This window comes from Kribbella sp. NPDC020701 (assembly GCF_055562215.1).
This window is the reverse complement of sequence record NZ_JBVHFT010000007.1, coordinates 144,319-168,493: the sequence shown is the minus strand read 5'-3', so window position 1 is coordinate 168,493 and position 24,175 is coordinate 144,319. Positions and strand designations below refer to the sequence as shown.

The following is a 24,175-nucleotide window of genomic DNA, read 5'->3' as shown; positions in this document are numbered from 1 at the left end:
CCGCGCACCGATCCCGCACAAGCCGGCGGACCGCAACCCCGTCGTGACATCGGTGAAATGTCCGGAGTAGTTGAAGGTGACATAAAAAAGCTGACAGGTTGCCGCCACGACCGGGAGGGACTCATGGGTCTCAGTCAGCCGACGGACGCCGAACTGGATGTGCTGATCCGCGCGCGTCTTGCCTCGATCGGTATCGATCTCGATCAGCTGCCCACGGGCAGCGCGCCGGACCCGGACACCGGGAGTCCGGGCCTGGATTCGGTGCTCGCCAGTCTCCGTGGGTTCATGCGGACGACAGTTCTGCCGTTGAGCGCCTACGCGTTCGCTGCCGACGCCGCACTCGCCCAGCAAGTCGCACCGCCGAAGCTGTACCCGTCGATCGATGTCGTTCGGGAGGACGCGCGATGAGCACGCCGCAGGACGACCAGGTCGACCGGCGATCGTTCCTCTACCGCGCGGGCGCCTTGGCGGCCGCAACAACCGTCGGCACTGTCGCGCTCCCGTCGATCGCGCACGCGGCACCGGCGACCACCGGTGCTGCGACGCTTGTCGATGTCCCGGTCCGGCCGGTTGACGTGAGCGAGCTGACCGTCGCCGAAGCGGCCACGCTGATCCGCAAGGGCCGGCTGACGCCAGAACAGTTGCTGGAAGCATGTTTGGACCGGATCCAGCGGTTCGATTCGACGTACCAAGCGTTCAACCTGGTGCTCGCGGACGAGGCGCTCGCTCGGGCGCGGGCGCTCGGCCGCACTCGCGGCGGTGCGCTGCACGGCATCCCGCTGGCGATCAAGGACAACTACTACACGCGCGGCGTGACCACGACGGCGAACTCGTACCTGTTCGCGGACTTCGTCCCGCCGTACGACGCGACCGCCGTCCGGCGGCTGACCGCTGCCGGTGGCATCGTCCTGGGCAAGACCCAGATGGGGCCGTTGGCAACTACTCGTGCGACGACGCCGGCCGGACGGATCACGACGGTGAACGCCTGGACTCCGGCCGATCCGAGCACGGATCCCGGCGGTTCGTCGTCCGGGTCCGCGACCGCGGTGGCGTCCCGGATGGCGCTGTCGGCGGTGGGAACGCAGACCGGCGGCTCGATCACCGCGCCGTCGAACGCCCAGAACCTGACCGGGCTGAAGCCGACGATGGGCCGGGTCTCGTTGCACGGCATCGTGCCGCTGAGCTACACCCGCGATCATCCCGGTCCGCTGGCGCGCGACGCGATGGACGCCGCGATCATGCTGACCGCGATGGCCGGCGCGGACCCGGAAGACCCCAGAACACAAGGGCTTCCGCCGGTGCCGGACCTGGTGGCCGCCGCGACGCCGGTCGTGCGCGGCCGGGGTGTCCAGGCCCGCTGGCGGACCCGGATCGGTGTCATCCCCGGCTTCACCAGCGGTACGTCGGAGACCGCGGTGGCGCGCACGACGGCCCTCGGCGTACTCGCGGGAATCGACGGTCTCTCGGTCGTCGATGTGACCATGCCGGACGAGTGGGACCTGCTCACGAACGCGGCCTTCAACAACGTGCGGCTGCCGGAGCGGAGCGAGCCGTTCCTCCCGATGCTGCGGTCGGACCTGCGCGGCTTCGGCGTCTCGCTGACGGGCTGGCTGCAGGGCGCCTTGCTCGGCGCCAACGAGTACCTGATCGGTCAGCGCGCCAAGATGTTGCTGCTCGAACGAGTCCTCGAGGATCTCTTCGGCCAGTGCGACGTCGTCGTCCAGACCTCACCGACTCCGTTCGACGCGCTGGGCCTGCCCGAGCTCGCACTGCCGATCGGCTTCACGGCCGCCGGCCTGCCGATCGGCACCATCCTCGGTGGCAAGCCGTTCGGCGAGGACCGCCTCCTCGCCGTCGCGGCCGCCTACCAGGCTGTCACCGACTGGCATCACCGGCGCCCCGCGGATCCCGTCGTACCAGCGGCGAAGCTCCGGACCACCGCGGACCGTGGCCGCATCCTGGCCCATGAGGTCCCCGATCTCATGCAGTGACCCGGTCGCCTAGCGGGCGAACGGATTCTCGTCCGCCTGGAGGGCTGGGAGGAGGGAGTTCGCCAGCTTGCTGTACAGGTGGCGCTGGAACATCGGGCCGAAGGTGATCCGGGCGACGCCGCGGGCGGTGTAGTCGGCGAGTGAGTGTGCGCCCTGGCCGTAGGCGACGTTGACCGGGCCGGGGATCTCCTTGACCAGGATGCCGACGACGTCGAGATCGCCGACCGCGATCGGGTAGACGCAGTCGGCGCCCGCGGCGAGATAGCGCTCGGCGCGGTCGATCGACGTACGAAGTTGGTCCTCGGGCGAGCCCGCGTTGCGGATGAATGCGTCGGTGCGGGCGTTGATCACGAGTTCGGACCCGGCCGCGGCGCGAACCGCGGCCAGGAAGTCCGCCTGTTCGGCCGGATCGATCATCGCGCCGGTGGCCGGGTCCGAGTCCTCGAGGTTGAGACCGACGGCTCCGGTCGCGGTGAAGCGCTCGACGAGTTCGGCCGGCGGGAGCCCGTACCCGCGTTCGAAGTCGATGGTGACGGGAACGGACACCGCGCGGACGATCCGGGCCGTCCCGGTCAGTACGTCGTCGACCGGGGCCTGCTCGCCGTCGTCGTACCCGAGGATCGTGGACGTTGCGAAGCTGCTGGTCGCGACGGCGGGGTAGCCGGCCTGTTCGACCATCCGGGCCGAGGCCGCGTCCCAGGCGTTCGGCAGGACAAGGGGTGCGCCGGGCACGTGCAGCGCCCGGAGTGTAGTTGCGAGTGACATGACGATCTCCGTCTCAGCGGGATTGAATGAGGGGCAGCCCGAACGCCGGGAACAGCGCGGGCTGGTGGAAGGCGAGAACGGCCGCGATACCGGCCTTGGTCAGGGTCAGGACCTTGACAGAATGCGCGTGATACAAGGCGTCGTCGCCTCGGATGTACAGCGCGAAGGCGGGCTGTCCGTTCGCTGAGGTCTCGACCAGCATCCGCCGGTCCGGACCCGGCCGCAGCTTGGAGTCCAGGAGCCGCAGTACGTCGCGACGCCCGCTGAACCAGGTAGGGATCGGCGGCATCTCCCACCGGGTGTCCTCGGTGAACAAGCCCTCCAACGTGACCAGATCCTTGCTCTCCATGGCCGCCGAGAACTGGTCGAGCACGGCGCGTCGGAGCGGTTCGTCCGGCTCGCTCAGGTCCTCTTCGATCGGCCGGAGCCGGGCCAACTCGGCCCGGGCCCGCTGGAGCGAGCTGTTCACGGCGGCGGTCGTGGTGTCGAGCATCGTCGCGACCTCAGCCGCCGGCCAGGTCAGCACCTCGCGCAAGATCAGTACGGCGCGCTGTCGCGGCGGAAGGTGTTGCATCGCGGCAACCATCGCGAGACGAAGGCTCTGCCGATCGCCGACGACGGTGGCCGGATCGGCGCCGAGCAACTGGTCCGGGAAGGGCTCCAGCCAAGGCACCTCGAGCGCCTGCGGATGGAGCTCGTCCGGATCGTTGCCGGGGGCACCGAGCGCGGACGGGACCACTCGGCGGCTGCTGTGCTGCAGCAGGTTGAGGCACACGTTGGTCGCGATCCGGTAGAGCCAGGTCCGGACGGTCGACCGGTGCTCGAAGTCCGCGTGTCCACGCCAGGCCCGCAGGTACGTCTCCTGCACCGCGTCCTCGGCGTCGTGCAGCGACCCGAGCATCCGGTAGCAGTGCGCGACGAGCCCGCCCCGATGCAGCGCGAACTCTTCCTCGAGGTTCATCGCACTCCCTCCACCACCTCGGTGACGACCGGCTCGTCGGTACGGCGCCGGGCGGCGATGCCGAGGCCCGACAGTGCCCCGAGCAACGACAGTACGCCGCACCCCGCGAGGGCTCTCGTGAAACCGTGACCGGTGTACCCACCGGCCGAGGCGAACACCGATCCCAGGACGGCGACCCCGGCCACGCCGCCGAGTTGACGGGTCATGCTGTACACGCCGGACGCGATCCCCACGGCGTCCCGGGGCAGCGCTCCGACGCCCGCACTCTGTGCGGCTGGCATCGCCAGCGAGATCCCGCAGCCCGTGATCACGAGCGGCAGCACGAGCTCGCCGTACTGACCGGTGCCTCGGCTGACCCAGAACATGCCGGCCGTCTGGAGCACCATCCCGATCACCACCAGCGGGCGCTCGCCGACGCGGTCGATCAACCGGCCGGAGATCGGGGCGACGACGAAGAGCGTGGCCGTCCATGGCAACAGCTGCAGACCAGCCTTCAGGGGAGCCGACCCGAAGACCACCTGCATGTACTGGGACAGGAAGAAGACGGCGCTGAAGAGCGCGGCGCTCAGGAAGAAGCCGGCCGAGTTGGCCGCCGTGAAGGTCCGGTTGCGGAAGTGGGCGAGCGGGATCATCGGCTCGGCCGATCGGCTCTCCCGGACTCCGAACGCGGCGAGCAGGACGACGCCTGCCGCGAACGAACCGAGTACCTCGGCGCTCGACCAACCGGCGGTCTCACCCTGCACGACTCCCCAGACCAGACCGAGTACGGCGAGACTGATCAGGACCGCACCGACCAGGTCGAGCCGGCGTACTGGGCCGGTGCTCTCCGGGATCTTCCGCAGTACCAGGACGATCGCCGCCGCGCCGATCGGCACGTTGATCCAGAAGATCCACTGCCAGGACAGCCCTTCGGTCACCGCACCGCCGATCATCGGTCCACCCAGGACCGCCAGGCCGGTCACCGCGCTGAAGGCGCCGGTCGCCCAGCCGCGCCGCTCCGGAGGGAACGCCGCTCCCAGCAGCCCCATCGCCAGCGGCATCACCACCGCCGCACCGATGCCCTGCACGGCGCGCGCGGCGATCAGCCACGGCAGCGAGGTGGCCAGCGCGCAGATGACCGACGCCACGGTGAACAGCGCCAGGCCACCGGCGTACGTACGCCGCCGCCCCCAGCGATCACCGATCGCCGCGGCGGTCATCATCAGCATCGCGAAACTCAGGGCGTACGCGTTCACCGTCCACTCGAGCTGCTCGGCCGAGGCGCCGAGATCGGCCCGGATGGTGGTCAGCGCAGCCGCGACCACCAGCACATCCAGTGCCACCATGACCGACCCCAGCGAGGCCAGCCCCAAAACCCATCGTTGTTCGTTCGTTGTCCGCACGGGTCCTCCAGGAGATTGCTTTCACCTGTACAGACCAGCGCCGTCCCCCGAACTCATCGCTGCGATGAGTGCTTTTCTAGGTGGTCTCGGCGGCCCTCTTGATCGAGGTGGCCTCCGTCTCGACGTACTGCTTGGTCAGCGACCGCGACATCAGCCAGCCGATCCCGGACAGCCAACCGGACACTCTCAGGGCGAGGGTGAGCCGGCTCCCGTCGGGACGCGGCTCGACGACGTGCATGGCGGTGACGGTAACGCCGGACGATCTCGACTCCCAGGTGTACGACGACCCGTCGACCAGCTCGGTGACCGTCCACACCGCTGTGGGCAGCCGAGGCTGCTGCAACCGGGTCCGGGAGCCGACGGCCAGCGCTCCGGCGTCGAGACGCTCCACGGCTTCGACCGTCGGGATCCGCTCGGGCCAGCGCTCGACATCGACGACCACGGCCCACACCCGCTCGGGCGGGGCCGCGATGGTGATGGTGTGCCGCAGGCCCGGCATGCGCTGAGTGTACGACGGACGTCTAGGGCCAGAGGGAGATGAGGACCTTGCCTGAGGTGTTGGAGTCGGTGGCGATGCCGAAGGCCTCGACGGCTTGGGTGGCTGGGAACTCGTGGGTGATCACCTGCTCGAGTCGCGGGTCGGCGTCCAGGAGCCGGACCGCGTGGTCGATCTCGTTGTTGAAGCGGAGAGTGCCGCGGAGTTGGAGCTCGCGGTTGACCAGGGGGGAGAGGTTCACGCCGAGCGGCTCGTTGGCCGGGATGCCGACGAGCACCACGATCCCGCCCCGGCGAGCGGCCTCGAGGGCGGCGCTGATCGCCACCGGGACCGCGGTGCACTCCAGGACGACGTCGAAGTACGCCGAGGGGATCTCCTCGGTATCGACCTGGATGGTGCCGTGCACCCCGAGCTCCCGGGCTCGCCGCAGCGGACCCGGGAGGACATCGGTCGACACCACTTCGGTCGCGCCCGCGGCCAGTGCGGCCGCGGCCGTCAGCAGGCCGATCGCGCCCGAGCCGGAGACGAGTACCCGCCGGCCTTCGACACCGCCGGCGATATGGAGGGCGTGCAGGGCGACGGCCAGCGGCTCGGCCAGGGCCGCGCGGCGCAGCGGCAGCGTCGCGGGCAGGGCGCGGACCCTGTGCCTGCCCACGACGACGAACTCGCTCATCCCGCCCTGGGTATGCGGCCAGGTGGACGCACTACCGAGGTAGGCGCCGTCCGGCCAGAGGTGCGGGCGATCCTCGATCCCCGGCTCCAGGGTGCCGAAGGTGGCCGGATGGATCGTCACCGGCGTACCTGGGGCGAGCTCGCCGGACGGGTCGAGGTCGACCGTGCCCGAGAGCTCGTGCCCGGGGACCAGCGGCTCGCGGACGACGTACGAGCCGTTCGCGCCGTCGTGGTAGTAGTGCAGGTCCGAACCGCAGATCCCGCCGTACACCATCCGCAGCCGAACCTCACCCGGCCCCGGAACCGGAGTGGCAAGCTCCATCTCGACAAGCTGGAGCTTGCCCTGAATGACGATCGCCCGCATGTCTCTCCTCGGTCTGTCGGTGGCTCACTTCAGGACCGTCCCGACCGTTTCCAGGTGATCGCCCTCGGCCGGCGCGAGCAGGTTGAGGCGACAGTACTCGCGTCAGGTCATGGGGAGCGTTGCTGCGGTGGGGAGGGTTGGTTTGGGGGAGCCGCCGTCGGGTTCGATGGTGAGGCCGAAGGCGATCGCGCCGGTGACGGAGCCGTTGACGACCTGCGTGAGGTCGCCGGAGGCCAGGCCGACGGAGTGGGCGGTCTTGTCCGGGTCGATCATCCACAGCTGCCAAGTGCGGTCGTTCGGGAGCTTCGGGAGATCCCGCAGTACGACGACTGCCGAGTCCGCGCTCGCGGACGAGACGACTGTGGCCTGGCCGCCGCCGCTGACCGGCCCGTGGACGGTCTGTGCGTCGGGCTGCGCGAGTACGGCGGCCACCCGTTCGTTGGCCTGGACCGCGGCGGTCTTGTCGCGGTACTGGTCGATCGCGATGCCACCGGTGCCCGCCACCGCGAGTGCGGCCGCGGCCAGCGTCAGAACGGATCGCCGGGTGTAGCGGCGGCGGGCCGGCGGGCCGGCGGTGGTCTCGCCGGGGACCAGCGGGGGCAGCTGACGGACGTGGTCGATCGCGGCGAGCACGTTCGCCTTGAGCGCGGGCGGCGGCGGGGCCGCGACCTGAGTGGCGAGCTTGACCGCGGCTCCGCGCAGTTCGGCGACTTCGGTGGTGCAGAAGGTGCACTCGGCGAGATGCGCCTCGTACCGGTCCCGCTCGTCGGTCGGCAAGGCGTCGAGGACATAGGGGCCGGTGAGGGTGTGCACGTCTGGTTCTGTCATGGCGTCCGCCCCCCGTGGGTGGTTCCTAGGCAGTCGCGGAGCCGGATCAGGCCGTCGCGCATTCTCGCCTTGATGGTCGGCAGTTTCGCCCCGAGGCGCTGGGCGACCTCGGGGTAGGTGTAACCGTTGTAGTACGCCAGCTCGATCGACTCGCGCTGGAGCTCGGTCAGCGAGCCGAGGCAGCGCCGTACCTGCTCGGCCTCGAGCCGCGTGGTCACGGTGTCGGAGACCTGGTCGAAATCGACCTCCGCGGACCGGACGCCGGCGAGTTCGGTGCGATCGGCCGCGGCCTGTTCGGAGCGGACCCGGTCGACCGCCCGCCGATGGGCGATGGTGAGGATCCAGGAGTGCGCGGAGCCGCGGTCGGCGTCGAATCTGGTCGCGGTACGCCAGACGTCGATCATCACTTCCTGGGTCACCTCCTCGGATTGGGCGGGGTTGCGCAGGATCCGCCGGACCAGGCCGAACACCCAAGGGGTGACCCGATCGTAGAGCGCACTGAAGGCGGCGACGTCACCGCTGGCGGTCAGGACCAGCAGGTCGCCGTCCGTGACCTCGCCGGGTCGCTGGTGCGACCCGCCCGGCCAGGGCAGTGGGGTGTGCTCGTTCACGGTCAGTTCGCAGGTGGCATCAAGACAGGATCGATCAAGTACACCGTAGCGCTGGCGGTCCTGGACATGGCGTGTTCTCTTCCTGACGACAGCGCTGACAGCTGTACTTCGGTGCCGTCGCTAGTGCGGATGGGCTTCCGTTGGGTGGAAGTTGGCGGTCTCCGCCGGGTGGTCCGGCTCCTAGCCTGAGCGGGTGACAGCAGAGCTCACCAGCCAGCGGGTCATCAGCGAGGAGATCGAGAAGATCCACGCGGACGCTCGGTCCGGCGACGTACAGCCGCGGCTCGACTTCCCGCCGTACCGGAGCACGTTGCTGCGGCATCCGACCAAGGAGCTCCGGCACGCCGATCCGGAGGGGGCGGAGCTGGTCGCGCCGGTGTTCGGGCAGTCCGACGTCGGCGTACTGGAGTCCGATCTGACCATCCAGCGCGACGGCGAGCCGATCGGCGAGCGCATCCTGGTGCGCGGCCGGCTCGTCGACGGTGAGGGGCGCGCGGTCCGGCGGCAGCTCGTGGAGATCTGGCAGGCGAACGCGGCGGGCCGATACGTGCACAAGGGCGACCAGCATCCCGCGCCGGTAGACCCGAACTTCACCGGAGTGGGCCGGTGCCTCACCGATGACGACGGCTGGTACTCGTTCACCACCATCAAGCCCGGACCGTACCCGTGGCGGAACCATCGCAACGCGTGGCGCCCGGCGCACATCCACTTCTCGCTGTTCGGCACCGACTTCACCCAGCGCCTGATCACCCAGATGTACTTCCCGGGTGACCCGCTGTTCGCGCTCGACCCGATCTACCAGTCCATCACCGATCCCCAGGTCCGCGAGCGGCTGGTCGCGACGTACGACCACAGCCTGTCCGAGCACGAGCTCCTGCTCGGCTATCGCTGGGACATCGTCCTGACCGGTGGCCACGCCACCCTGATGGAGCGCGCGGATGACTGACCTCGCCGCGACCCCCGGCCAGACGGTCGGGCCGTTCTTCCACTACGCCCTGCCGTACCCGGGCGATCGGGAGCTGGTACGCCGGGGGACACCGGGCTCAGTGTGGTTGCACGGTTATGTGTACGACGGGGACGGCAACGGCATGCCCGACGCGCTGCTCGAGATCCGCCAGGCAGACGCTGCCGGAGTGGTGCCCGAGATCGAGGGGTCGCTGCGGCGGGACGGTGCTCGGTTCACGGGGTGGGGGCGGAGTAACACCGACCCGACGGGTCACTACTGGTTCAGTACGGTCGAGCCGGGTCCGGTGCAGCCGGGTGCAGCGGCGTTCTTCGCGGTCACGTTCTTCGCTCGCGGGCTGCTGAACCGGCTGTTCACGCGGATCTACCTTCCGGGGTCGAGTGATGTGCTGCTGGACGGATTGGCTGCGGACGAGCGGTCGACGCTGATCGCCGTCCGCGAGGAGGACGGGAGTCTGCGCTTCGACGTCCACCTGCAGGGGCCGCGTGAGACGGTGTTCCTGAGGTATTCGTGATGGCGTCGTTGCTCGAGCCAGGCTCACACCGCGCCGCGGGCGTGGTGGACGATGACGCGCTGGTGGAGGCGCTCGTTCGGGTCGAGGCCGCCTGGCTGCGGGTGCTTGGGCTTCCGGATGAGCTGAAGGCGGTCGAGCCGCCGGCAGCCGAGGTCGAGGCGGCTGGGAATCCTGTACTGCCGTTGGTGAAGTCGTTGCAGGCCGAGGGGGTGCACCGCGGTCTGACCAGTCAGGACGTGCTCGACACGGCTCTCATGCTGCTGGCGCGCGACGCTGTGACGCGCGTTGTCGGAGATCTTGATCGGGTGGCGGATTCCCTTGCTGGGTTGGCTTCTGAGCACCGCGGGTCGGTGATGGCCGGGCGGACGCTGACGCAGTACGCCGTGCCTGTGACCTTCGGACTCAAGGCCGTGCAGTGGCTCACCGGGGTGCTCGACGCACGCGATGCTCTGCAGGCAGTCACGTTCCCGGTCCAATGCGGCGGCGCTGCAGGGACGTTGGCTCTCGTCGGCGAGCTGCTGCCGGATCCGATCGCGGCCGTACGCGCGTTGGCCGCGGAGCTGGATCTTGTTGCGCCGGAGCTGAGTTGGCACACACGTCGTACGCCGGTCACGCGGTTGGGTGATGCGCTCGTCGAGACGTGTGATGCGCTCGGGCATCTCGCGGGGGATGTACTGCTGCTCGGGCGTCCTGAGGTCGGTGAAGTGCGGGACACCTCGGCGGGGGGATCGTCGACGATGCCTCATAAGCAGAATCCAGTGCTGAGCGTGCTGGTCCGGAGTGCCGCGTTGCAGACGCCGCAGCTGGGTGCGCAGTTGCATTTGTGTGCTGCCGAAAGCCAGGACGAACGGTCGCCGGGTGCTTGGCATGCCGAGTGGCCGGCTCTGCGCCGCTTGCTCGAACTCACGATCACGGCGTCGAGCCAGGCCGCCGATCTGGTCGAAGGTCTCGAGGTGAATCCAGAAGTGATGCGTCGTCGCGTGGAGTCGGCTGCAGCTGATCTGGTGAGTGAGCGCGGTACGTCCGGCGGCCCCGCGTCGTACCTCGGTGCGACTGACGCCCTGATTGATCTCGCACTCGCTCGGTGGAGGAAGTCATGAGCTACGACGAGGGCATGGCGGTCCGGCGGGAAGTGCTGGGCGACGCGCATGTCGATCGAGCCGGGAGCGACTTGAGCAAGGACTTCCAGGACCTCATCACGCGCTATGCATGGGGCGAGATCTGGACGCGGCCCGGACTGGACCGGCGAGCACGCAGCATGATCACGTTGACCGCGCTGATCGCTCACGGCCATTGGTCCGAGCTCGAGCTCCACGTGCGCGCGGCGCTCCGCAACGGTCTGACGCGCGAGGAGATCGCCGAGGTGATCCTGCAGTCCGCGATCTACTGCGGCGTTCCGGCCGCCAACCACGCCTTCGCGGTGGCGGACGCCGTACTGAAGGAGGAGGAGAGGTGACGCGCCGGCTCGGCCGTACGCAGGTCGGCATCGTGGGTGGTGGTCCGGCCGGCTTGATGCTCTCGCACCTGCTGCACGTCGCCGGCATCGAGTCGGTGGTGATCGAGATCCGCAGTCATGACGAGATCGAGCAGACGCCTCGTGCCGGCATCCTCGAGCGCGACAGTGTCCGGCTGCTGGTGGATTCGGGTGTCTCGGATCGGGTCCTGCGCGACGGTCATGAGCACCAGGGGATCGACCTGCGCTTCGGCGGAGTCAGTCATCGCATCGACTTTCAGGGACTGGTCGGCGCGTCGACCTGGCTGTATCCGCAGACCGACGTCTTCCTCGACCTCGCCGCCGCCCGCGAGCGCGACGGTGGCGACGTCCGGTACAGCGTTGTCGACACGCAGATTGTCGACATCACTACGGATCGGCCGGGGATGTTGTTCAGTGACGCGGACGGAGTCGAGCACGAGATCCGGTGTGACGTGCTGGTGGGCGCCGACGGTTCGCACAGCATGACCCGGTCCGCGGTGGCCGGTCGACGGGAGTACTTCGGGCAGTATCCGTACGCGTGGTTCGGCATCCTGTGCGAGGCGCCGCCGAGTAACGACGTACTGATCTACACGCGCTCCGATCGTGGCTTCGCGCTGATCAGCCAGCGCACCGCGTCCGTGCAGCGGATGTACTTCCAGTGCTCGCCGGAGGAGTCCGTCGACGATTGGTCGGAGGACCGGATCTGGTCCGAGCTGCAGTCCCGGCTCGCTGGTGCGGACGGCTTTGCACTGCAGGAGGGCCGCATCTTCAGCAAGTCCGTCCTCCCCTTCCGTTCCTACGTCTGCGAACCCATCCGCCATGGCAACTTGTTCCTGGCCGGCGACGCCGCCCACACCGTGCCACCTACCGGCGCGAAGGGTCTCAACCTGGCGCTCGCCGACGTCCGGGTCCTCGCCGAGCTGCTGGAGCGCGCCGTACTCAAGAAGGACGACTCCGCACTAGACACCTACACCGAGCGCGCGCTGTCCCGGGTCTGGAAGGCGCAGTACTTCTCGACTTGGCTGACCACATTGCTCCACACGCCCCCGGGTGCCACGGGCTTCGATGCACGCCGCCAACTGGCCGAGCTGTCCGCGGTCGTGGACTCCGAACACGGCGCCGCCTTCCTCGCCGAGTCGTACACAGGCTGGCCGTCCTGACCGAACACAGGAGTCAAGCCATGCGGGCGAGGGCGGCCTCCGTGAGTTGGTACTGCAAGGCGGACCCGGCGGCGTGGCGCTCGATCTCGGCGGCAACGATCTCGCCCATCTCGAGGTAGCACTCGACCGTGCCGGCGGCGCGGTGCGGGGTGAGCAGGACGTTGGGCAGCCCCCGAAGTGGACTGTCGCTCGGCAGTGGTTCGTCGTCGAAGACGTCGAGCGCGGCGTCGATCCGGCCGGTGCGGAGCTCGGCGAGCAACGCGTCCGAGTCGACCAACCACGAGCGTGCGGTGTTGACCAGGGCCGTGCCGTCGGACATCAGGGCCAGCTCGCGGGCGCCGATCAGCTCCCGTGTCTCCGGCAGGGTCGGCGCATGCAGAGCCACCACCCGACTGGTCCGGAGCAGGTCGTCCAGGTCAACCCGCCGTACGCCGAGCTCAGCCGCGCGCTCGTCGCTCAGATAGGGGTCGTGGACGACGACCTCGGCGCCGAGGGCAACGATCATCGCGATGTACTCGAGACCAGTCCGGGAGGCGCCGACCACGCCGATCCGGGAGCCGGTGATCCCGTGCTGGGGAGGCGCGTCGATGGATTCCTGCCAGGTCGCCCCGCGATGCAACGCGTGGTCGTACCGGTGGATCCGATGCAGCATGTTCAGCGTGAACGCCAACGAAACCTCGGCCACCGGACGCGCCATCGCCTGACCGGCCTGTGTGATCCGGATGCCGCGACGGAACACCTCGTCAGTGACGAAATGCCTCACCGATGAGGCGCTGTGCGCGATCAGCCGCAGCCGATCCGCGTGATCCAGCACCTCGGCCGTGAGCGGCGTCGCGCCCCACGACGTGATGAGTACGTCGGAACCCGGCAGTTCGGCCATCAGCGCGCCGGCGTCCGTCGGATCATCGAGGACGACGAGATCCCCGAGAGCATCGAGCCGCGCGATACTCGCGGCCGAGAACACCATGTCCCGAAACGACGGCGTCGCCACCAGCAGCATGCGGAGCTTCTCAGTCACGGCAAGATCTTATGAACCGCATCGGGCCCACGGACGGTTAGGGGGCGACTCTGACGTCGCATGGCCTGAGGTGCTGATGGTGACATCTGCCGTGTCAGCTGCGTCGAGTGATCGGGCTCGGTCAGGCGATCCTGCTGGTGCTCGGCGTACTGCTGGCCGGTCTGTTGCCGAGCGTGGCAGCCGGCGGCTGGCTCGCGCTCCTGCCTGCCGCCGGTCTGCTGTCGTTGCTGTGGTCCTTCGGTCGCGATGCCTGGTGGCAACTCAGCGCGAGAGACTGATGTCGTCAAGCAGGAAGGTCGTCGGCGTTCCGTCGTCCTCGGTGCTCGTCCAGGCCAGAGTGACGGTCCGACCCCTGTACGGCCTGATGTCGACAACCTGATCGCGGTACGACGGACCGCTCTGGGCAGCCGTGTAGGTGCGGACCACGTGACCGTCGACAGTCACCGTGAGCTCGTCAGGGGTGCTGACGTCCTCGCCGGCGACTCGCAACGCGAACCGCAGCGCGGGCTTGCCGAACGACGGAACGGTGACGCGCTGGCTCAGTGAGTCGGTGTGGGCAGTGCCGGTGCCGCCGAGCCAGGCATAGCCGAGGCCGTCGTGGCTGTACTGACCGTCCGCACGGATCACGTCCGTGGTCTGCGCCCAGCCACCGTTGCCGGCCTCGAAGTCGCCGTTGACCACGCCGCGCGCGCCCTGGCGAGTGCTGACGACCCAGCTGATCACGGTGTTGCCCCGAGCCTTGGTCGAGTCGGTCGCGGTCACCGTGACCGAGTAAGTGCCTGGCTGAGTCGGCCGGCCGTAGATGCTGCCGCTCGACGCGTCGAGCCGCAGACCAGTCGGCAGGCCGGTCGCGCTGAACCGGACCGAGCGATGTCCGGAGTCCGTCGCGCGGGCCCGGAGCAGGACGACATCACCGACCGCACTGAATTGCTGCGCCGGCGCGGTGACCGTGATGTGGTTGCCGGTGGTCGGCGAGGTGAGAGCGCGCGTGCCGTTCGGCGTACCGAGGCCGGTCGGGCCGTCCCAGCCGGCCTGCGCCGTACACAGTGGTGCGGGGGTGCAGGCGCCGTTGTTGCCTTGGACAACATCGTTGAGGTTGCCGGTGACGCCGTACGGATAGCTCGCCGGACGGGAGGCGGGGTCCGGGTCACCGGCAAGTGCGTAGATCGCGGCGACGATCGGTGCCGCCGCGCTGGTTCCGCCGTACACGGCCCAGCCGTCGCCGCCGGTGGTCTGGTAGACGGCGATACCGGTCGCGGGGTCGGCCACCGCGGACACGTCCGCGACCGCGCGCTGCGGGCAGACCGCGGCCGGGATGACCGACTGCCAACTCGGCTTGGTCATCATGCCGGAGCACCCCGAACCGGTGCCGTTGCCCGGAAAGCTGTTCCAGACCGTCTCGGTCCAGCCGCGCGCCGAGTCGTCCTTGGTCAGCGTCGTGCCGCCGACCGCGGTGGTGGCTTCGGAGCTCGCGGGATAGGAGACCCCGGCGTCGTAGTCGCTGTCGCCGGTCGAGGCCGCGTAGACCACACCGCGCTGGTTGAAGTAGGTGCTGTCGAGCTTGGCGAGGTCGGCGGACTCCGGTCCGCCCCAGCTCAGCGACACGAACTTGGCCCCCAGCCGGTTGGCGGTCTCGACCGCCTTCAGCAGGTCGTCGCTGGCGGAGTTCGCCTCGATCAGCGTGATGCCGCAGTGCGGGCAGACCGCCGACACCGCGTCGAGGTCCAGCGAGATCTCGCCCGACCACGAGCGCGAGGGGGCGGGCAGCGGGCTGGACAGGCCGTCCTGGTTGAGCTTCTGGAAGCAGCCGTTCTCCGTCGTACAGGCCGGCAGCCCGAACTGCGTGCGGTACTCGGACAGGTCCGGCTCGGCGGTCGGGTCGTCGTACGCGTCGACGATGTAGACACGCTGACCCTGACCGGCCGATGCCGAAGGCAACTTGTACGCCGACTGCAGGTCAGCCGGACCGTACCCGGCGGGCGCACCGGCGACCCGGGTCCGGAAGCCGAGATCGGCACGTCGTTGCGCGAAGCACGTGAAGTGTCCCGGCTCGACCTTCTGGTCGCAGCTGGCCACGACCTTCGGGGACTCCTGGACGTCCGCGGCCGCCACCGTGGTGGTGGCACCGACCAGGACCAGGGCCAGCGGGATCGCCAACCGGCGCAGTGAGATCACAGGTGTACTCCGATGATTCGAGAGTGGATCGGCGTCACGCCGGGACGACAGTGGTCTGCTGCCAGCTCTGGCCGGCATCGTGGGTCACCCAGAGCTGCGTGTCCGGGGTGTACGCCGCATCGCGCTCGACGAGCCACGCGGTCGTGCCGGACTGGAAGACCAGGTCGTGGATGTGCTCGCTGTTCTCCAGCCAGTTCTGATCGACGCGCCACGACTTCGAGAGCGTCGGGCGGTTGTAGACCAGGCTCGCGGTGACGGTGGTCAGCATGACCGCACCGTCGGGGGCGACCGCCAGCTGGCTGGCCAGGCCGAGTCCGCCGGGGATGGCGTCGTACCGGAAGGTCTTGCCGCCGTCCCCGGAGACGAGGAGCGTTTTGTCGGAGTGGCCGCGGCCGAAGTTCGCCATGCAGAGGGCGAAGACCCGGCCCGGGCCGTTCGTGGCGAGGTCGGTGATGGTGGCGTCCTCGGGGTCCGCGCAGGTCACCGGGCTGGTCGACAGGACTTTGCCGTTGTCCAGCGTGGACAGGCGCCCCGAGCCGATGAACGGTGCGGCCAGGAAGTAGACGGTCGACCCTTCGGCATCGATGCTGACGTGGTCGTCGGCCGCCACGGCGAGGTCGAGCTGCTTCCAGCCGGTCGACTTGCCGGCCGGTGCGCGCCAGATCTTCAGCGGGCGGTCGTCGCAGATGCCGGTCCCGATCGCACAGCCGGACGTGACGACGTACGTACCGTCCGGGGCGGCCAGCAGGTTGAGGATCTTGGCGTCACCGCCGGGCACCGGGACCTGGGTCCAGGTCCGGCCGCCGTCCCGGGTGACCTCGAGGAACGGGTCGTAGGCCCAACCGAACTTCTGGTTGGCGAACTGCAGGCTGGTCAGGCCGGGCTCGCCGCTCTTGGCCAGCCCGTTGTGCGTCCGGCCGGCGGTGGTCCAGGTCTTGCCGCCGTCGTGGGTGGCCTTGACCTCGGCCGGGCAGGCCGCCGTACCGCAGGCGACGCCGCCGAGCAGGTAGCCGTCGGTCTGCGTGGGCCAGACGATCGACTGCGGTGAGAACGCCGGTTCGGCGGGTTGGGCGGTTGCCACGCCGGCTCCCGAGCCGACCAGAACGGCGGTGGCGAAGGCGCCCACCAGGGCGATCGACCGGGGCGGTGGGGCGGGGAAGGCGTTCCATAGAGCACGACCAGCATGTAAACGCACAGTTCACTCCTCGGACAACGACGTTTCCTCGGGACACGCTAAGCCCTGACCGAGCCTGTGCGGCGCCGGATCCGGCCAAACGCCGATTGCGGCCAACTACCCTCGATCCGTGGCTGATTGGGAAGCGGTGGGGCTGTCTGCTCTGGACTCGCAGGTGTACCGGCAGTTGTTGCGTGATCCGGGGGTTCCGGTCGGGCAGTTGAGCGAGGCGCTGGAGGAGCCGGAGGCAACGGTCGAGGCCGCGGTCGGGCGGCTGATCGCGGTCGGACTGGTACGCAGCGGCTCGGAGGCCGCGCCGGCGCCGGTCGATCCGCGCTCCGGGCTCGGCATGCTGGTGCGCGAACGGCGGGCGGCGCTGGACGGTGTCGCCGCGATGACCGACCAGCTGGCCCGGGAGTTCAGTGCCGGCCAGTTGCAGGCCGAGCCGAGCCGCTTGATCGAGATCGCGGTCGGCCGGGACGCGATCGAGGCGCGGATCGACGACATGTTGCGTGGGGCAACCGAACAGGCGGTCGGCACCGACACCCCGCCGTACGTCGCCGACGGCAGCCACCAGGTGTCCGGCGCCGAGCTGGCCCTGCTGGATCGCGGTGTCCGGTTCCGGGCGATCTACGCGGCCGAGGTGCTGGACCATCCCGGCTGGGTCGAGCGGCTGGGGTCGATGGCCCAGCGTGGCGAACAAGCTCGAGTGCTCCCGCAGGTCCCGGTGAAGCTGCTGATCGTCGACGGCCGGACCGCGATACTCCCGCTGGCCGGTGACGGACCGTCGACGCCGGGTCAGGCGCGTGCCGTGGTGGTCACGGACTCCGCGCTGACCAATGCGCTGCAGGCGCTGTTCGACCAACTGTGGGGCCAGGCCACGCCGCTCCGACTGGCCGGGCCCGCCACCGCCCATCCCGACGCGACGCTGATCAACCTGCTGGCCAGCGGCATGAAGGACGAGGCGATCGCCCGCCAGTTGGGTGTCAGCGGCCGTACCTTGCGCCGGCGGATCGCCCAGGTCCAGGAGCAACTCGGCGCCACCAGCCGCTTCCAAGCCGGCCTCCAAGCCGGCCGTCGCGGGTGGGAGTGAGGCGCTCCGTCAGGACGACCCTCCGAATGTGACGACGACCAGATGCAGGCCCAGTGTGACGGCGAGGACGACGGCCGCGACGCCGAGCAGGCCACTCGGTGCGGTCCCGGCGGCCAGCGCGACACCGCCGAGCCCACTGCCGAGCGCCGAACCGAGCGAGATCGCGCTGCCGTTGAGGGCCATCACGATCGCGGGCGATTCCGGGGCGAGGCCGGCCAGGCGGACCTGCTGCGGTACGGCGGCGCCGCCGTTGCCGATGCCTTGGGCAAAGAACCAGATCAGGCCGAGCACCGCGACCACGACGGCCGACGTCAGCATCAGGCCGGCCACGCCGAGGATCGAGTTCAGCAGCAGCACGATCAGGACGACGGTGAGCACGCGCGGTGCCGAGAAGCGGTCCGCCAGCCGGCCGGTGATCGCATTGCCCACCGCGCTCGCGACGCCGTACCCGAACATGACCGTGATGATCATCCAGCCGGCCGGGAAGGACGGGCCGAGGATCAGGACGGCGTACGTGAAGCAGACGAAGCTGCCGCAGAGGATGCCGGTGGTGACGAGCAGAGCGCCGAGCAGCCGGGGCCGGCCGAGTGGGCGAAGCTGGTCGGCAAGCCTGCCCGCGGGGAGGTGCCGGCGCGGCAGGCCGCGCAGGATGCCGGCCAACGCGATCGTTCCCGTCACGGCGACCAGGATCATCGGGAATCGCCAGCTGGACTGTCCGATCACCAGGCCGACCGGTACGCCGAGCGCGGTCGCGGTCAGCAACCCGCCGAGCACGAACGACAACGCCTTGCCACGATGCCGGACCGGAGTCACCGCGATCACGTACCCGCTGACGGCGGCGTTCAGCAGGCAGCCGCCGAGCGCCGCCACGATCCGACCGCCGAACGCGATCGGGTAGTTCGTAGCGAGCCCCACGATCAGGTTGCCGAGCGCGAAGACGGCGAGCGCCGCGGCGATCGTCGTACGGCGCTCCCACCGCGAAGTCAGCGTCCCGAGCACCGGCCCGGCGAAGGCCGCGGTGAGCGCGAAGGCGGACATCAACTGGCCCGCGGCCGCCGCGCTCACCTGCAGGTCCGCGGCGACGGCCGGCAGCAACCCGGTCAGGACGTACCCGTCGATTCCCATCGAGAACGTCGCCACCGCCAGCCAGACCAGCGGCCGGTACGAGAACTCCTGCTCCTCAACAGTCTCCGCGGCGCACGTGTTCGTCACTCGACGGCGACTTTTGCGGCGGTGGTGGAGCGGGAGACGGTCAGGTGGAGGGTGACGGTGATGGCGAGGACGACAGCCGAGACGCCGAGCAGGTCGTTGGCCGCGGAGCCGGCGGCCAGCGCGGCGCCACCGAGCCCACTGCCCAGCGCGGAGCCCAGCGAGATCGCGCTGCCGTTCAGCGCGATCACGATCGTCGCGGAGTCCGGCGCCATCGAGGCCAGGCGGGCTTGTTGCGGGACGGCCGCGCCGCCGTTGCCGACACCCGCGGTGAAGAACCACAGCAGCCCGCAGGCCGCGGCGAGGGTGAGCGGGAAGAGTGACAGTGCGACCATGCCGACGATCGCGTTCAGCAGCAGTCCGGAGAGAACGACCGTCAGCACGCGGATCGCGGAGAAGCGGTCGGTGAGGCGGCCCGTGACCGCGTTCCCCAGCATGCTCGCGACGCCGTACCCGAACATGATCACGATGATCATCCACTCGGCGTGGAAGTGCGGACCGAGGATCAGAGTCGCGTAGGTGAAGCAGGCGTAGCTGCTGCACAGGATGCCGGTCGTGACCAGCAGGCCCGCGAGCAGCCGCGGTTGGCGCAGCGGGCGGAGGCGGTCGACCAGGGTTCCACCGGGGAGATGCAGCTTCGGGAGCTTGAGCAGGATGCCGGCCAGCGCGATGGTCCCCACGACGGCGACCATGATCATCGGGAGGCGCCAGCTGGTCTGTCCGATCACCAGGCCGATGGGTACGCCGAGCGCGGTCGCGGCCATCCACCCGCCGAGCACGAACGACAACGCCTTGCCGCGATGGCGCTCCGGCGTGAGCGCGATCGCGTACCCGGTGACGGCGGCGTTGAGCAAGCAGGCGCCCAGCGCCGCCACGACCCGGCCGGCGATCGCGACCGAGTAGAGCGTCGCGAGTCCGACGATCAGGTTCCCGACGATGAAGACGGCGAGCGACAGGGCGATCGTCGTACGGCGCTCCCACCGCGAGGTCAGCGTTCCGAGCACCGGCCCCGCGAGCGCCGCGGTCAGGGCGAACACGGACATCAGCTGTCCGGCGGCCGCCGCGCTGACGCGCAGGTCCGAGGCGATCGCAGGCAGTAGCCCCGCCAGGACATACCCGTCGATTCCGGTCGAGAACAGCGCTACCGCCAGCCACAGCAACGGCCGGTACGACATCTTCTGCCCATCCGTCGCACCGGCCGCCCGTATTTCCGTCATGTCGTTATCGAACCCTGACGGAGCCGTGCACGGCAAGAGGAAACTGAGCAAACTTGTCGCCAGCGGCTGCTACTTGTGCAGCTGCGGTCAACTCTTACTGCGGCTGGATGCCGTAGTCGTGGATCTTGCGGTAGATGGTGGCGCGGGACATCCCGAGGGATTTCGCCGCCCGGCCCTTGTGGCCGTCGTTGGCGACCAGGCTCCGGATGATCGCGTCGCGTTCGAGCGACTCGAGCTGGCTGAGGCTGCGCCGGCTGATCGCCTGGACGCGAGCCGGCAGGTCGGCGGGCGTGATCACGCCGGTCCGGCGTCGCCGCAGGACGACCTGCTTCAGGATGTGACACAGCTCCGCGGTATTCCCCGGCCACGACGAGCGCATCAGCTGCTGCATCGACTCCGGCGAGCAGGTCAGCTCACCGTGGCTCATCTGGTTGAGGAAGTGCGGCACCAGGTCCCGGACGTCCTCGATGTGGTGCCGCAGCGGTGGCACCTCGATTGTGAGTGGGAACAACGCCAGCAGGTCGGCGAGGTCCGCGGCCTCCTCGTCGTCACCGGTGAGCGTGAGTGCGATCCAGGGCGGCGCCGACGGCCGGCGTTCCTGCAGGGCGTACAAGGACTCGATGGCTGCGTCCACACCGGCGGCATCGAGTCGCTCGGCGTGCCGGATGACCAGCGCATGCAGGGAGTCGTCGGCCAGCTCGGCCTCCAGGTCCGCGCTGAAGCCGGCGCCCGAGATGGCGACGTCGACCACATGGAACAGGCCGCCGGGGTTGTTCTGGTGGTGTGCGGCGCGTGCGAGAGCGACCTTGCCCACGCCGCGCTCGCCGGTGAGGACGACCCATTGCCCGGCCCGGCACGCGTTGTCGACCTCGCGGCTGCTGCCGAGCCAGGGGGCACTCCGGCCGACCAGCCCCGGCAGCACCGGCCGGGACGGCGGGCGGTGCACAGAGCCCGGCGTCGGCCCGTCCACTCCGGCACTCAGCGCACTGACCTGGATGATCCCGGCTGCCTCGTCGTGCCGGCCGACGGTGACCGGCCGGCAGGTGATCCTGGCCCAGCCGCCGGTGGGCAGCTCCACCACCACCGCATCGGAATCGCCGCGCTCCAGCAGCTCGGCGGCGTGGCCGAGCACCGCGCGCTGGTCGGCGGCATCGAGGGACTGCCGGGCGTTGGCGTTCATCAGCAGGACGTCGTCGTCGACGGCGAGCACCATGTCGCCGAGCCGCCGGGCACTCTGCTTGTACGCGCGCAACAGCGCCAGCTCCCGCGTGGAGCTGTCGGTCAGCATCGCCTCTCGGATGTTGTCGGCCGTGATCTTGGCGAGTGCGATCAGTAGCGAGCCGGCGTCCTTGCGCCAGCAGGTCAGGTCGATGGCCCCGACGGTCTTGCCGGTGACCGGGTGCTTGATCGGTACGCCGGCGCACGCGAGGTCCTCGAGATCCTCGGCGTAGTGCTCATGACCGAAGACGTGCATCGGACCGCCGCCTTCGAGGGCGGTCCCGATCCCGTTCGTCCCGGCGAACTGCTCGGCGTAGCTGAAGCCAGGCGCCAGGAACACCTTGTCGAGGTGCCGGCTCAGCTCGGCGTCCGCGGTCAAACGTTCGAGTACCATCCCCGTCCGGTCGGTGAGGATGATGCTGATCGGCTGGCCGTCCAGATTCTGGTGCAACTGCTGCAGCACCGGACGGGCGCTGCGAGTCAACGGCAGGTCGAGATCCGGGTCCGCGACATAGGGCAGCGTGATCCGGTCGGCCGGCAGGTTCCATCGCCGCGATCGCACCCAGGACGCAAGGATCGGCGGCCGGACGTCCTGCGGGCGCACGGGATCGAGGGTGAGGAAGTTCAGCCGGGCCGTGGCGGCCCGCACGCTGTCGTCCGTCGCAGCGAGTTCGTCCACGGAGCCTCCTGAGGCCAGGCAGGCACGGCACCGCAGGGATTCGCGCGGCCCCACCCGGTCATCGCTCTTCGAGCCTAATACAGCCAGACGCAAGCGGTGTCTCAGATTGAGACGACCGGCGGCCGCTGACGGGCGTGTGATTGAAGTGGTGACCTGTGGAGGTTCCGATGGACAACGATGTCTTGGGCCAGGAGTCGTACAACCCGTGGACCATCGTGAATGTCGTCTTCGAATATCTGGCCGACGTGGGACTTCATCCCGTCCTCGGGGCCACCGGGCACCCGGGCGAACCGGCCGCGGAACTCCTGCGCTGCCTGGGTATTCAGCCCGATCCACAAGGCGACCAGCGCCTCGTCCAGCAGAAACAGGACCGCCTCGCGGAGCTCCGGGAGGCGATGTTCGGCGAGCCGTGATCGCCATCTCAATTTGAGACCTCAGTCACATCGCAGCGGCGATGTACTGCAAGAACAGTCGGCCAGTCGAGCGGGAGGAGTGCCATGAGTCGCCAGAGTGTGGCGAAGGCCCACCAGAAGATCCAGGAGTTGTCCTGGGAACCGGCGTACCACGAGCCGGTCTCCCAGTACGGAACCGACTACACGTTCCAGAAGGCACAGAAGAAGGACCCGCTGAAGCAGGTCCTGCGGTCGTACTTCCCGATGCAGGAGGAGAAGGACCACCGGGTGTACGGCGCCTCGGACGGCGCGATCCGCGGCAACATGTTCCGCCAGGTGCAGGAGCGCTGGCTGGAGTGGCAGAAGCTCTTCCTCAGCATCATTCCGCTGCCGGAGATCTCCGCCGCCCGGGCGATGCCGCTGTTGTTCCGGACGGTGCCGAACCCTGAGCTGCACAACGGCCAGGCGATCCAGATGATCGACGAGGTCAGGCACTCGACGATCCAGCAGAACCTCAAACGCTTGTACATGAACAACTACATCGACCCGGCGGGGTTCAACTCGAGCCTGCGAGACTTCCAGAGCGACTACTGCGGCACGATCGGGCGCCAGTTCGCCGAAGGCTTCATCACCGGTGACGCGATCACCGCGGCGAGCATCTACCTGACCATCGTGGCCGAGACGGCGTTCACGAACACGCTGTTCGTCGCCATGCCGGCTGAGGCGGCCGCGAACGGTGACTACCTGCTGCCGACGGTGTTCCACTCGGTGCAGTCCGACGAGTCCCGGCACATCAGCAACGGGTACGCGACGCTGCTGATGGCACTCGCCGACGAGGGCAACCACCAGCTGCTCGCCCGCGACCTGCGCTACGCCTGGTGGAACAACCACCGTGTCGTAGACGCGGCGATCGGAACGTTCATCGAGTACGGCACGAAGGACCGCCGTAAGGACCGCGAGAGCTACGCCGAGATGTGGCGGCGCTGGATCTACGACGACTACTACCGCAGCTACCTGGTGCCGCTGGAGAAGTACGGCCTCGAGATCCCGCACGACCTGATCGAAGAGTCCTGGAACCAGATCTGGAACAAGGGCTACGTGCACGAGGTCGCCCAGTTCTTCGCCACCGGCTGGCTCGCCAACTACTGGCGGATCGACCCGATGACGGACAAGGACTTCGAGTGGTTCGAGTACAAGTACCCGGGCTGGTACGACAAGTACGGCGCGTGGTGGGAGAACTACAACCGGCTGTCGATGCCGAACGGGCACAAGCCGATCGTGTTCGAGGACGTCGATTACGAGTACCCGCACCGGTGCTGGACCTGCATGGTCCCGTGCCTGGTCCGCGAGGACATGGTGATGGCCAAGGTCGACGGCCAGTGGCGGACGTACTGCCACGAGATGTGCAAGTGGACCGACGAGACGGCCTTCCGGCCGACGTACCAGGGCCGGCAGACGCCGAACATGGGCAAGCTGATCGGTCACCGCGAGTGGGAGACCCTCTACCACGGCTGGAACTGGGCTGACGTGGTCTCCGACATGGGGTTCGTCCGTGACGACGGCAAGACGATGGTCGCGCAGCCACACCTCGATCTGAACCCGGACAAGATGTGGACGCTGGACGACCTGCGCAAGTGCCCGCCGCTGGCGAGCCCGAACGTCCTGCTGAACGAGATGAGTGACGAGGAGCGGACCGCGTTCGCGGCTCGCTACGTGCGTGGCGGCCCTGCCGGAAGGGCACCGGCCGACGCCTGATCCCTTCCCGGGGCGGGTGGGTGCGCCGGGTACCCGCCCGCCCCGATCCATCCCCTCGACCAG

Annotated in this window: 24 protein-coding genes; 11 read left to right on the top strand and 13 right to left on the bottom strand. The window is 69.1% G+C overall.

Annotated elements, in window-relative coordinates:
• The first annotated feature begins 123 nt into the window (after window positions 1-123).
• Window positions 124-408: a hypothetical protein gene (locus ACZ3HV_RS18595; RefSeq protein WP_465685857.1), complete on the top strand. Its 285-nt coding sequence runs from the start codon at window positions 124-126 to the stop codon at window positions 406-408.
• Window positions 405-1,991: an amidase family protein gene (locus tag ACZ3HV_RS18590; RefSeq protein WP_465685855.1), complete on the top strand. Its 1,587-nt coding sequence runs from the start codon at window positions 405-407 to the stop codon at window positions 1,989-1,991. Before ACZ3HV_RS18595 ends, ACZ3HV_RS18590 begins: the two co-directional genes overlap by 4 nt.
• Window positions 1,992-2,000: 9 nt before the next feature.
• Here ACZ3HV_RS18590 and ACZ3HV_RS18585 read toward each other — a convergent pair whose 3' ends face one another.
• The 7 genes from ACZ3HV_RS18585 to sigK all read right to left on the bottom strand — a co-directional run bounded on the left by ACZ3HV_RS18585 (window position 2,001) and on the right by sigK (window position 8,070).
• Window positions 2,001-2,756 (bottom strand): isocitrate lyase/PEP mutase family protein, encoded by a 756-nt coding sequence (locus ACZ3HV_RS18585; RefSeq protein WP_465685853.1) that lies wholly within the window; start codon window positions 2,754-2,756, stop codon window positions 2,001-2,003.
• A 13-nt stretch (window positions 2,757-2,769) separates the two neighbouring features.
• The gene (locus ACZ3HV_RS18580) at window positions 2,770-3,717 is read right to left on the bottom strand and encodes a sigma-70 family RNA polymerase sigma factor (protein ID WP_465685851.1); all 948 of its coding nucleotides are present in this window, start codon (window positions 3,715-3,717) and stop codon (window positions 2,770-2,772) included.
• Complete coding sequence (locus tag ACZ3HV_RS18575) at window positions 3,714-5,099, bottom strand: DHA2 family efflux MFS transporter permease subunit (RefSeq protein ID WP_465685849.1); 1,386 nt, start codon at window positions 5,097-5,099, stop codon at window positions 3,714-3,716. Before ACZ3HV_RS18575 ends, ACZ3HV_RS18580 begins: the two co-directional genes overlap by 4 nt.
• A 76-nt stretch (window positions 5,100-5,175) precedes the next feature.
• On the bottom strand, window positions 5,176-5,598 hold the full coding sequence (locus tag ACZ3HV_RS18570) for an SRPBCC family protein (protein WP_465685847.1): 423 nt from the start codon (window positions 5,596-5,598) through the stop codon (window positions 5,176-5,178).
• A gap of 22 nt (window positions 5,599-5,620) precedes the next feature.
• The gene (locus ACZ3HV_RS18565) at window positions 5,621-6,631 is read right to left on the bottom strand and encodes a zinc-binding dehydrogenase (protein WP_465685845.1); all 1,011 of its coding nucleotides are present in this window, start codon (window positions 6,629-6,631) and stop codon (window positions 5,621-5,623) included.
• A 102-nt stretch (window positions 6,632-6,733) separates the two neighbouring features.
• Complete coding sequence (locus tag ACZ3HV_RS18560) at window positions 6,734-7,459, bottom strand: anti-sigma factor (protein WP_465685843.1); 726 nt, start codon at window positions 7,457-7,459, stop codon at window positions 6,734-6,736.
• Entirely contained in the window at window positions 7,456-8,070 is a 615-nt protein-coding gene (gene sigK, locus ACZ3HV_RS18555; protein ID WP_465685841.1) for an ECF RNA polymerase sigma factor SigK, read from the bottom strand. The genes ACZ3HV_RS18560 and sigK overlap by 4 nt, the downstream gene beginning before the upstream one ends.
• A 193-nt stretch (window positions 8,071-8,263) precedes the next feature.
• Between sigK and pcaH the strand changes: the two genes are divergently transcribed.
• Genes pcaH through ACZ3HV_RS18530 form a run of 5 tightly spaced genes read left to right on the top strand, consistent with a single transcriptional unit; the run spans window position 8,264 to window position 12,182 of the window.
• Window positions 8,264-9,016 (top strand): protocatechuate 3,4-dioxygenase subunit beta, encoded by a 753-nt coding sequence (gene pcaH, locus ACZ3HV_RS18550; protein WP_465685839.1) that lies wholly within the window; start codon window positions 8,264-8,266, stop codon window positions 9,014-9,016.
• Complete coding sequence (gene pcaG, locus ACZ3HV_RS18545) at window positions 9,009-9,548, top strand: protocatechuate 3,4-dioxygenase subunit alpha (protein ID WP_465685837.1); 540 nt, start codon at window positions 9,009-9,011, stop codon at window positions 9,546-9,548. The genes pcaH and pcaG overlap by 8 nt, the downstream gene beginning before the upstream one ends.
• Entirely contained in the window at window positions 9,548-10,648 is a 1,101-nt protein-coding gene (locus ACZ3HV_RS18540) for a lyase family protein (protein ID WP_465685835.1), read from the top strand. Before pcaG ends, ACZ3HV_RS18540 begins: the two co-directional genes overlap by 1 nt.
• Complete coding sequence (gene pcaC / locus ACZ3HV_RS18535; protein ID WP_465685833.1) at window positions 10,645-11,004, top strand: 4-carboxymuconolactone decarboxylase; 360 nt, start codon at window positions 10,645-10,647, stop codon at window positions 11,002-11,004. Before ACZ3HV_RS18540 ends, pcaC begins: the two co-directional genes overlap by 4 nt.
• Entirely contained in the window at window positions 11,001-12,182 is a 1,182-nt protein-coding gene (locus tag ACZ3HV_RS18530; RefSeq protein WP_465685831.1) for a 4-hydroxybenzoate 3-monooxygenase, read from the top strand. The genes pcaC and ACZ3HV_RS18530 overlap by 4 nt, the downstream gene beginning before the upstream one ends.
• Before the next feature lie 13 nt (window positions 12,183-12,195).
• Here the strand turns inward: ACZ3HV_RS18530 and ACZ3HV_RS18525 are convergent, their stop codons facing one another.
• Entirely contained in the window at window positions 12,196-13,200 is a 1,005-nt protein-coding gene (locus ACZ3HV_RS18525) for a hydroxyacid dehydrogenase (protein ID WP_465685830.1), read from the bottom strand.
• 107 nt (window positions 13,201-13,307) lie between these two features.
• Between ACZ3HV_RS18525 and ACZ3HV_RS18520 the strand changes: the two genes are divergently transcribed.
• Window positions 13,308-13,478, top strand: coding sequence for a hypothetical protein (locus ACZ3HV_RS18520; RefSeq protein WP_465685828.1), 171 nt, complete (start codon window positions 13,308-13,310; stop codon window positions 13,476-13,478).
• Here the strand turns inward: ACZ3HV_RS18520 and ACZ3HV_RS18515 are convergent.
• Together ACZ3HV_RS18515 and ACZ3HV_RS18510 are read right to left on the bottom strand one after the other, a co-directional pair.
• Complete coding sequence (locus ACZ3HV_RS18515) at window positions 13,462-15,375, bottom strand: putative Ig domain-containing protein (protein ID WP_465685826.1); 1,914 nt, start codon at window positions 15,373-15,375, stop codon at window positions 13,462-13,464. The two genes, ACZ3HV_RS18520 and ACZ3HV_RS18515, sit on opposite strands and share 17 nt — an antisense overlap.
• Window positions 15,376-15,409: 34 nt before the next feature.
• Window positions 15,410-16,501, bottom strand: coding sequence for a WD40/YVTN/BNR-like repeat-containing protein (locus tag ACZ3HV_RS18510; RefSeq protein WP_465685824.1), 1,092 nt, complete (start codon window positions 16,499-16,501; stop codon window positions 15,410-15,412).
• Window positions 16,502-16,679: 178 nt separating this feature from the next.
• Here ACZ3HV_RS18510 and ACZ3HV_RS18505 point away from each other — a divergent pair, with 178 nt between their 5' ends.
• The gene (locus tag ACZ3HV_RS18505) at window positions 16,680-17,642 is read left to right on the top strand and encodes a transcriptional regulator TrmB (protein WP_465685822.1); all 963 of its coding nucleotides are present in this window, start codon (window positions 16,680-16,682) and stop codon (window positions 17,640-17,642) included.
• Between the two features lie 9 nt (window positions 17,643-17,651).
• Here ACZ3HV_RS18505 and ACZ3HV_RS18500 read toward each other — a convergent pair whose 3' ends face one another.
• From ACZ3HV_RS18500 to ACZ3HV_RS18490, 3 genes are all read right to left on the bottom strand, one after another.
• Window positions 17,652-18,854 carry an MFS transporter gene (locus ACZ3HV_RS18500; protein WP_465685820.1) on the bottom strand — a complete coding sequence of 401 codons (1,203 nt, stop codon included), beginning with the start codon at window positions 18,852-18,854 and terminating at the stop codon, window positions 17,652-17,654.
• Window positions 18,851-20,068 carry an MFS transporter gene (locus ACZ3HV_RS18495; protein WP_465685818.1) on the bottom strand — a complete coding sequence of 406 codons (1,218 nt, stop codon included), beginning with the start codon at window positions 20,066-20,068 and terminating at the stop codon, window positions 18,851-18,853. Before ACZ3HV_RS18495 ends, ACZ3HV_RS18500 begins: the two co-directional genes overlap by 4 nt.
• A 94-nt stretch (window positions 20,069-20,162) precedes the next feature.
• A complete protein-coding gene (locus ACZ3HV_RS18490; protein ID WP_465685816.1) occupies window positions 20,163-21,965 on the bottom strand; it encodes a sigma-54-dependent Fis family transcriptional regulator in 1,803 nt (600 codons plus the stop codon).
• A 167-nt stretch (window positions 21,966-22,132) separates the two neighbouring features.
• On the opposite strand from ACZ3HV_RS18490, the gene ACZ3HV_RS18485 reads away from it, so the two are divergent.
• Together ACZ3HV_RS18485 and ACZ3HV_RS18480 are read left to right on the top strand one after the other, a co-directional pair.
• The gene (locus ACZ3HV_RS18485; protein WP_465685814.1) at window positions 22,133-22,378 is read left to right on the top strand and encodes a hypothetical protein; all 246 of its coding nucleotides are present in this window, start codon (window positions 22,133-22,135) and stop codon (window positions 22,376-22,378) included.
• 84 nt (window positions 22,379-22,462) lie between these two features.
• Window positions 22,463-24,112: a ferritin family protein gene (locus ACZ3HV_RS18480; RefSeq protein WP_465685812.1), complete on the top strand. Its 1,650-nt coding sequence runs from the start codon at window positions 22,463-22,465 to the stop codon at window positions 24,110-24,112.
• The last annotated feature ends 63 nt before the right edge of the window (window positions 24,113-24,175 follow it).

What these genes read in the sequence shown, in the direction of transcription:
- ACZ3HV_RS18570 (WP_465685847.1), bottom strand. Translation starts at nt 5,598, where the DNA reads ATGCCGGGCCTGCGGCACACCATCACCATCGCGGCCCCGCCCGAGCGG.
- ACZ3HV_RS18495 (WP_465685818.1), bottom strand. Translation starts at nt 20,068, where the DNA reads ATGACGGAAATACGGGCGGCCGGTGCGACGGATGGGCAGAAGATGTCG.
- ACZ3HV_RS18565 (WP_465685845.1), bottom strand. Translation starts at nt 6,631, where the DNA reads ATGCGGGCGATCGTCATTCAGGGCAAGCTCCAGCTTGTCGAGATGGAG.
- ACZ3HV_RS18585 (WP_465685853.1), bottom strand. Translation starts at nt 2,756, where the DNA reads ATGTCACTCGCAACTACACTCCGGGCGCTGCACGTGCCCGGCGCACCC.
- ACZ3HV_RS18480 (WP_465685812.1), top strand. Translation starts at nt 22,463, where the DNA reads ATGAGTCGCCAGAGTGTGGCGAAGGCCCACCAGAAGATCCAGGAGTTG.
- ACZ3HV_RS18590 (WP_465685855.1), top strand. Translation starts at nt 405, where the DNA reads ATGAGCACGCCGCAGGACGACCAGGTCGACCGGCGATCGTTCCTCTAC.
- pcaC (WP_465685833.1), top strand. Translation starts at nt 10,645, where the DNA reads ATGAGCTACGACGAGGGCATGGCGGTCCGGCGGGAAGTGCTGGGCGAC.
- ACZ3HV_RS18540 (WP_465685835.1), top strand. Translation starts at nt 9,548, where the DNA reads ATGGCGTCGTTGCTCGAGCCAGGCTCACACCGCGCCGCGGGCGTGGTG.
- pcaG (WP_465685837.1), top strand. Translation starts at nt 9,009, where the DNA reads ATGACTGACCTCGCCGCGACCCCCGGCCAGACGGTCGGGCCGTTCTTC.
- ACZ3HV_RS18560 (WP_465685843.1), bottom strand. Translation starts at nt 7,459, where the DNA reads ATGACAGAACCAGACGTGCACACCCTCACCGGCCCCTATGTCCTCGAC.
- ACZ3HV_RS18580 (WP_465685851.1), bottom strand. Translation starts at nt 3,717, where the DNA reads ATGAACCTCGAGGAAGAGTTCGCGCTGCATCGGGGCGGGCTCGTCGCG.
- ACZ3HV_RS18595 (WP_465685857.1), top strand. Translation starts at nt 124, where the DNA reads ATGGGTCTCAGTCAGCCGACGGACGCCGAACTGGATGTGCTGATCCGC.
- ACZ3HV_RS18485 (WP_465685814.1), top strand. Translation starts at nt 22,133, where the DNA reads ATGGACAACGATGTCTTGGGCCAGGAGTCGTACAACCCGTGGACCATC.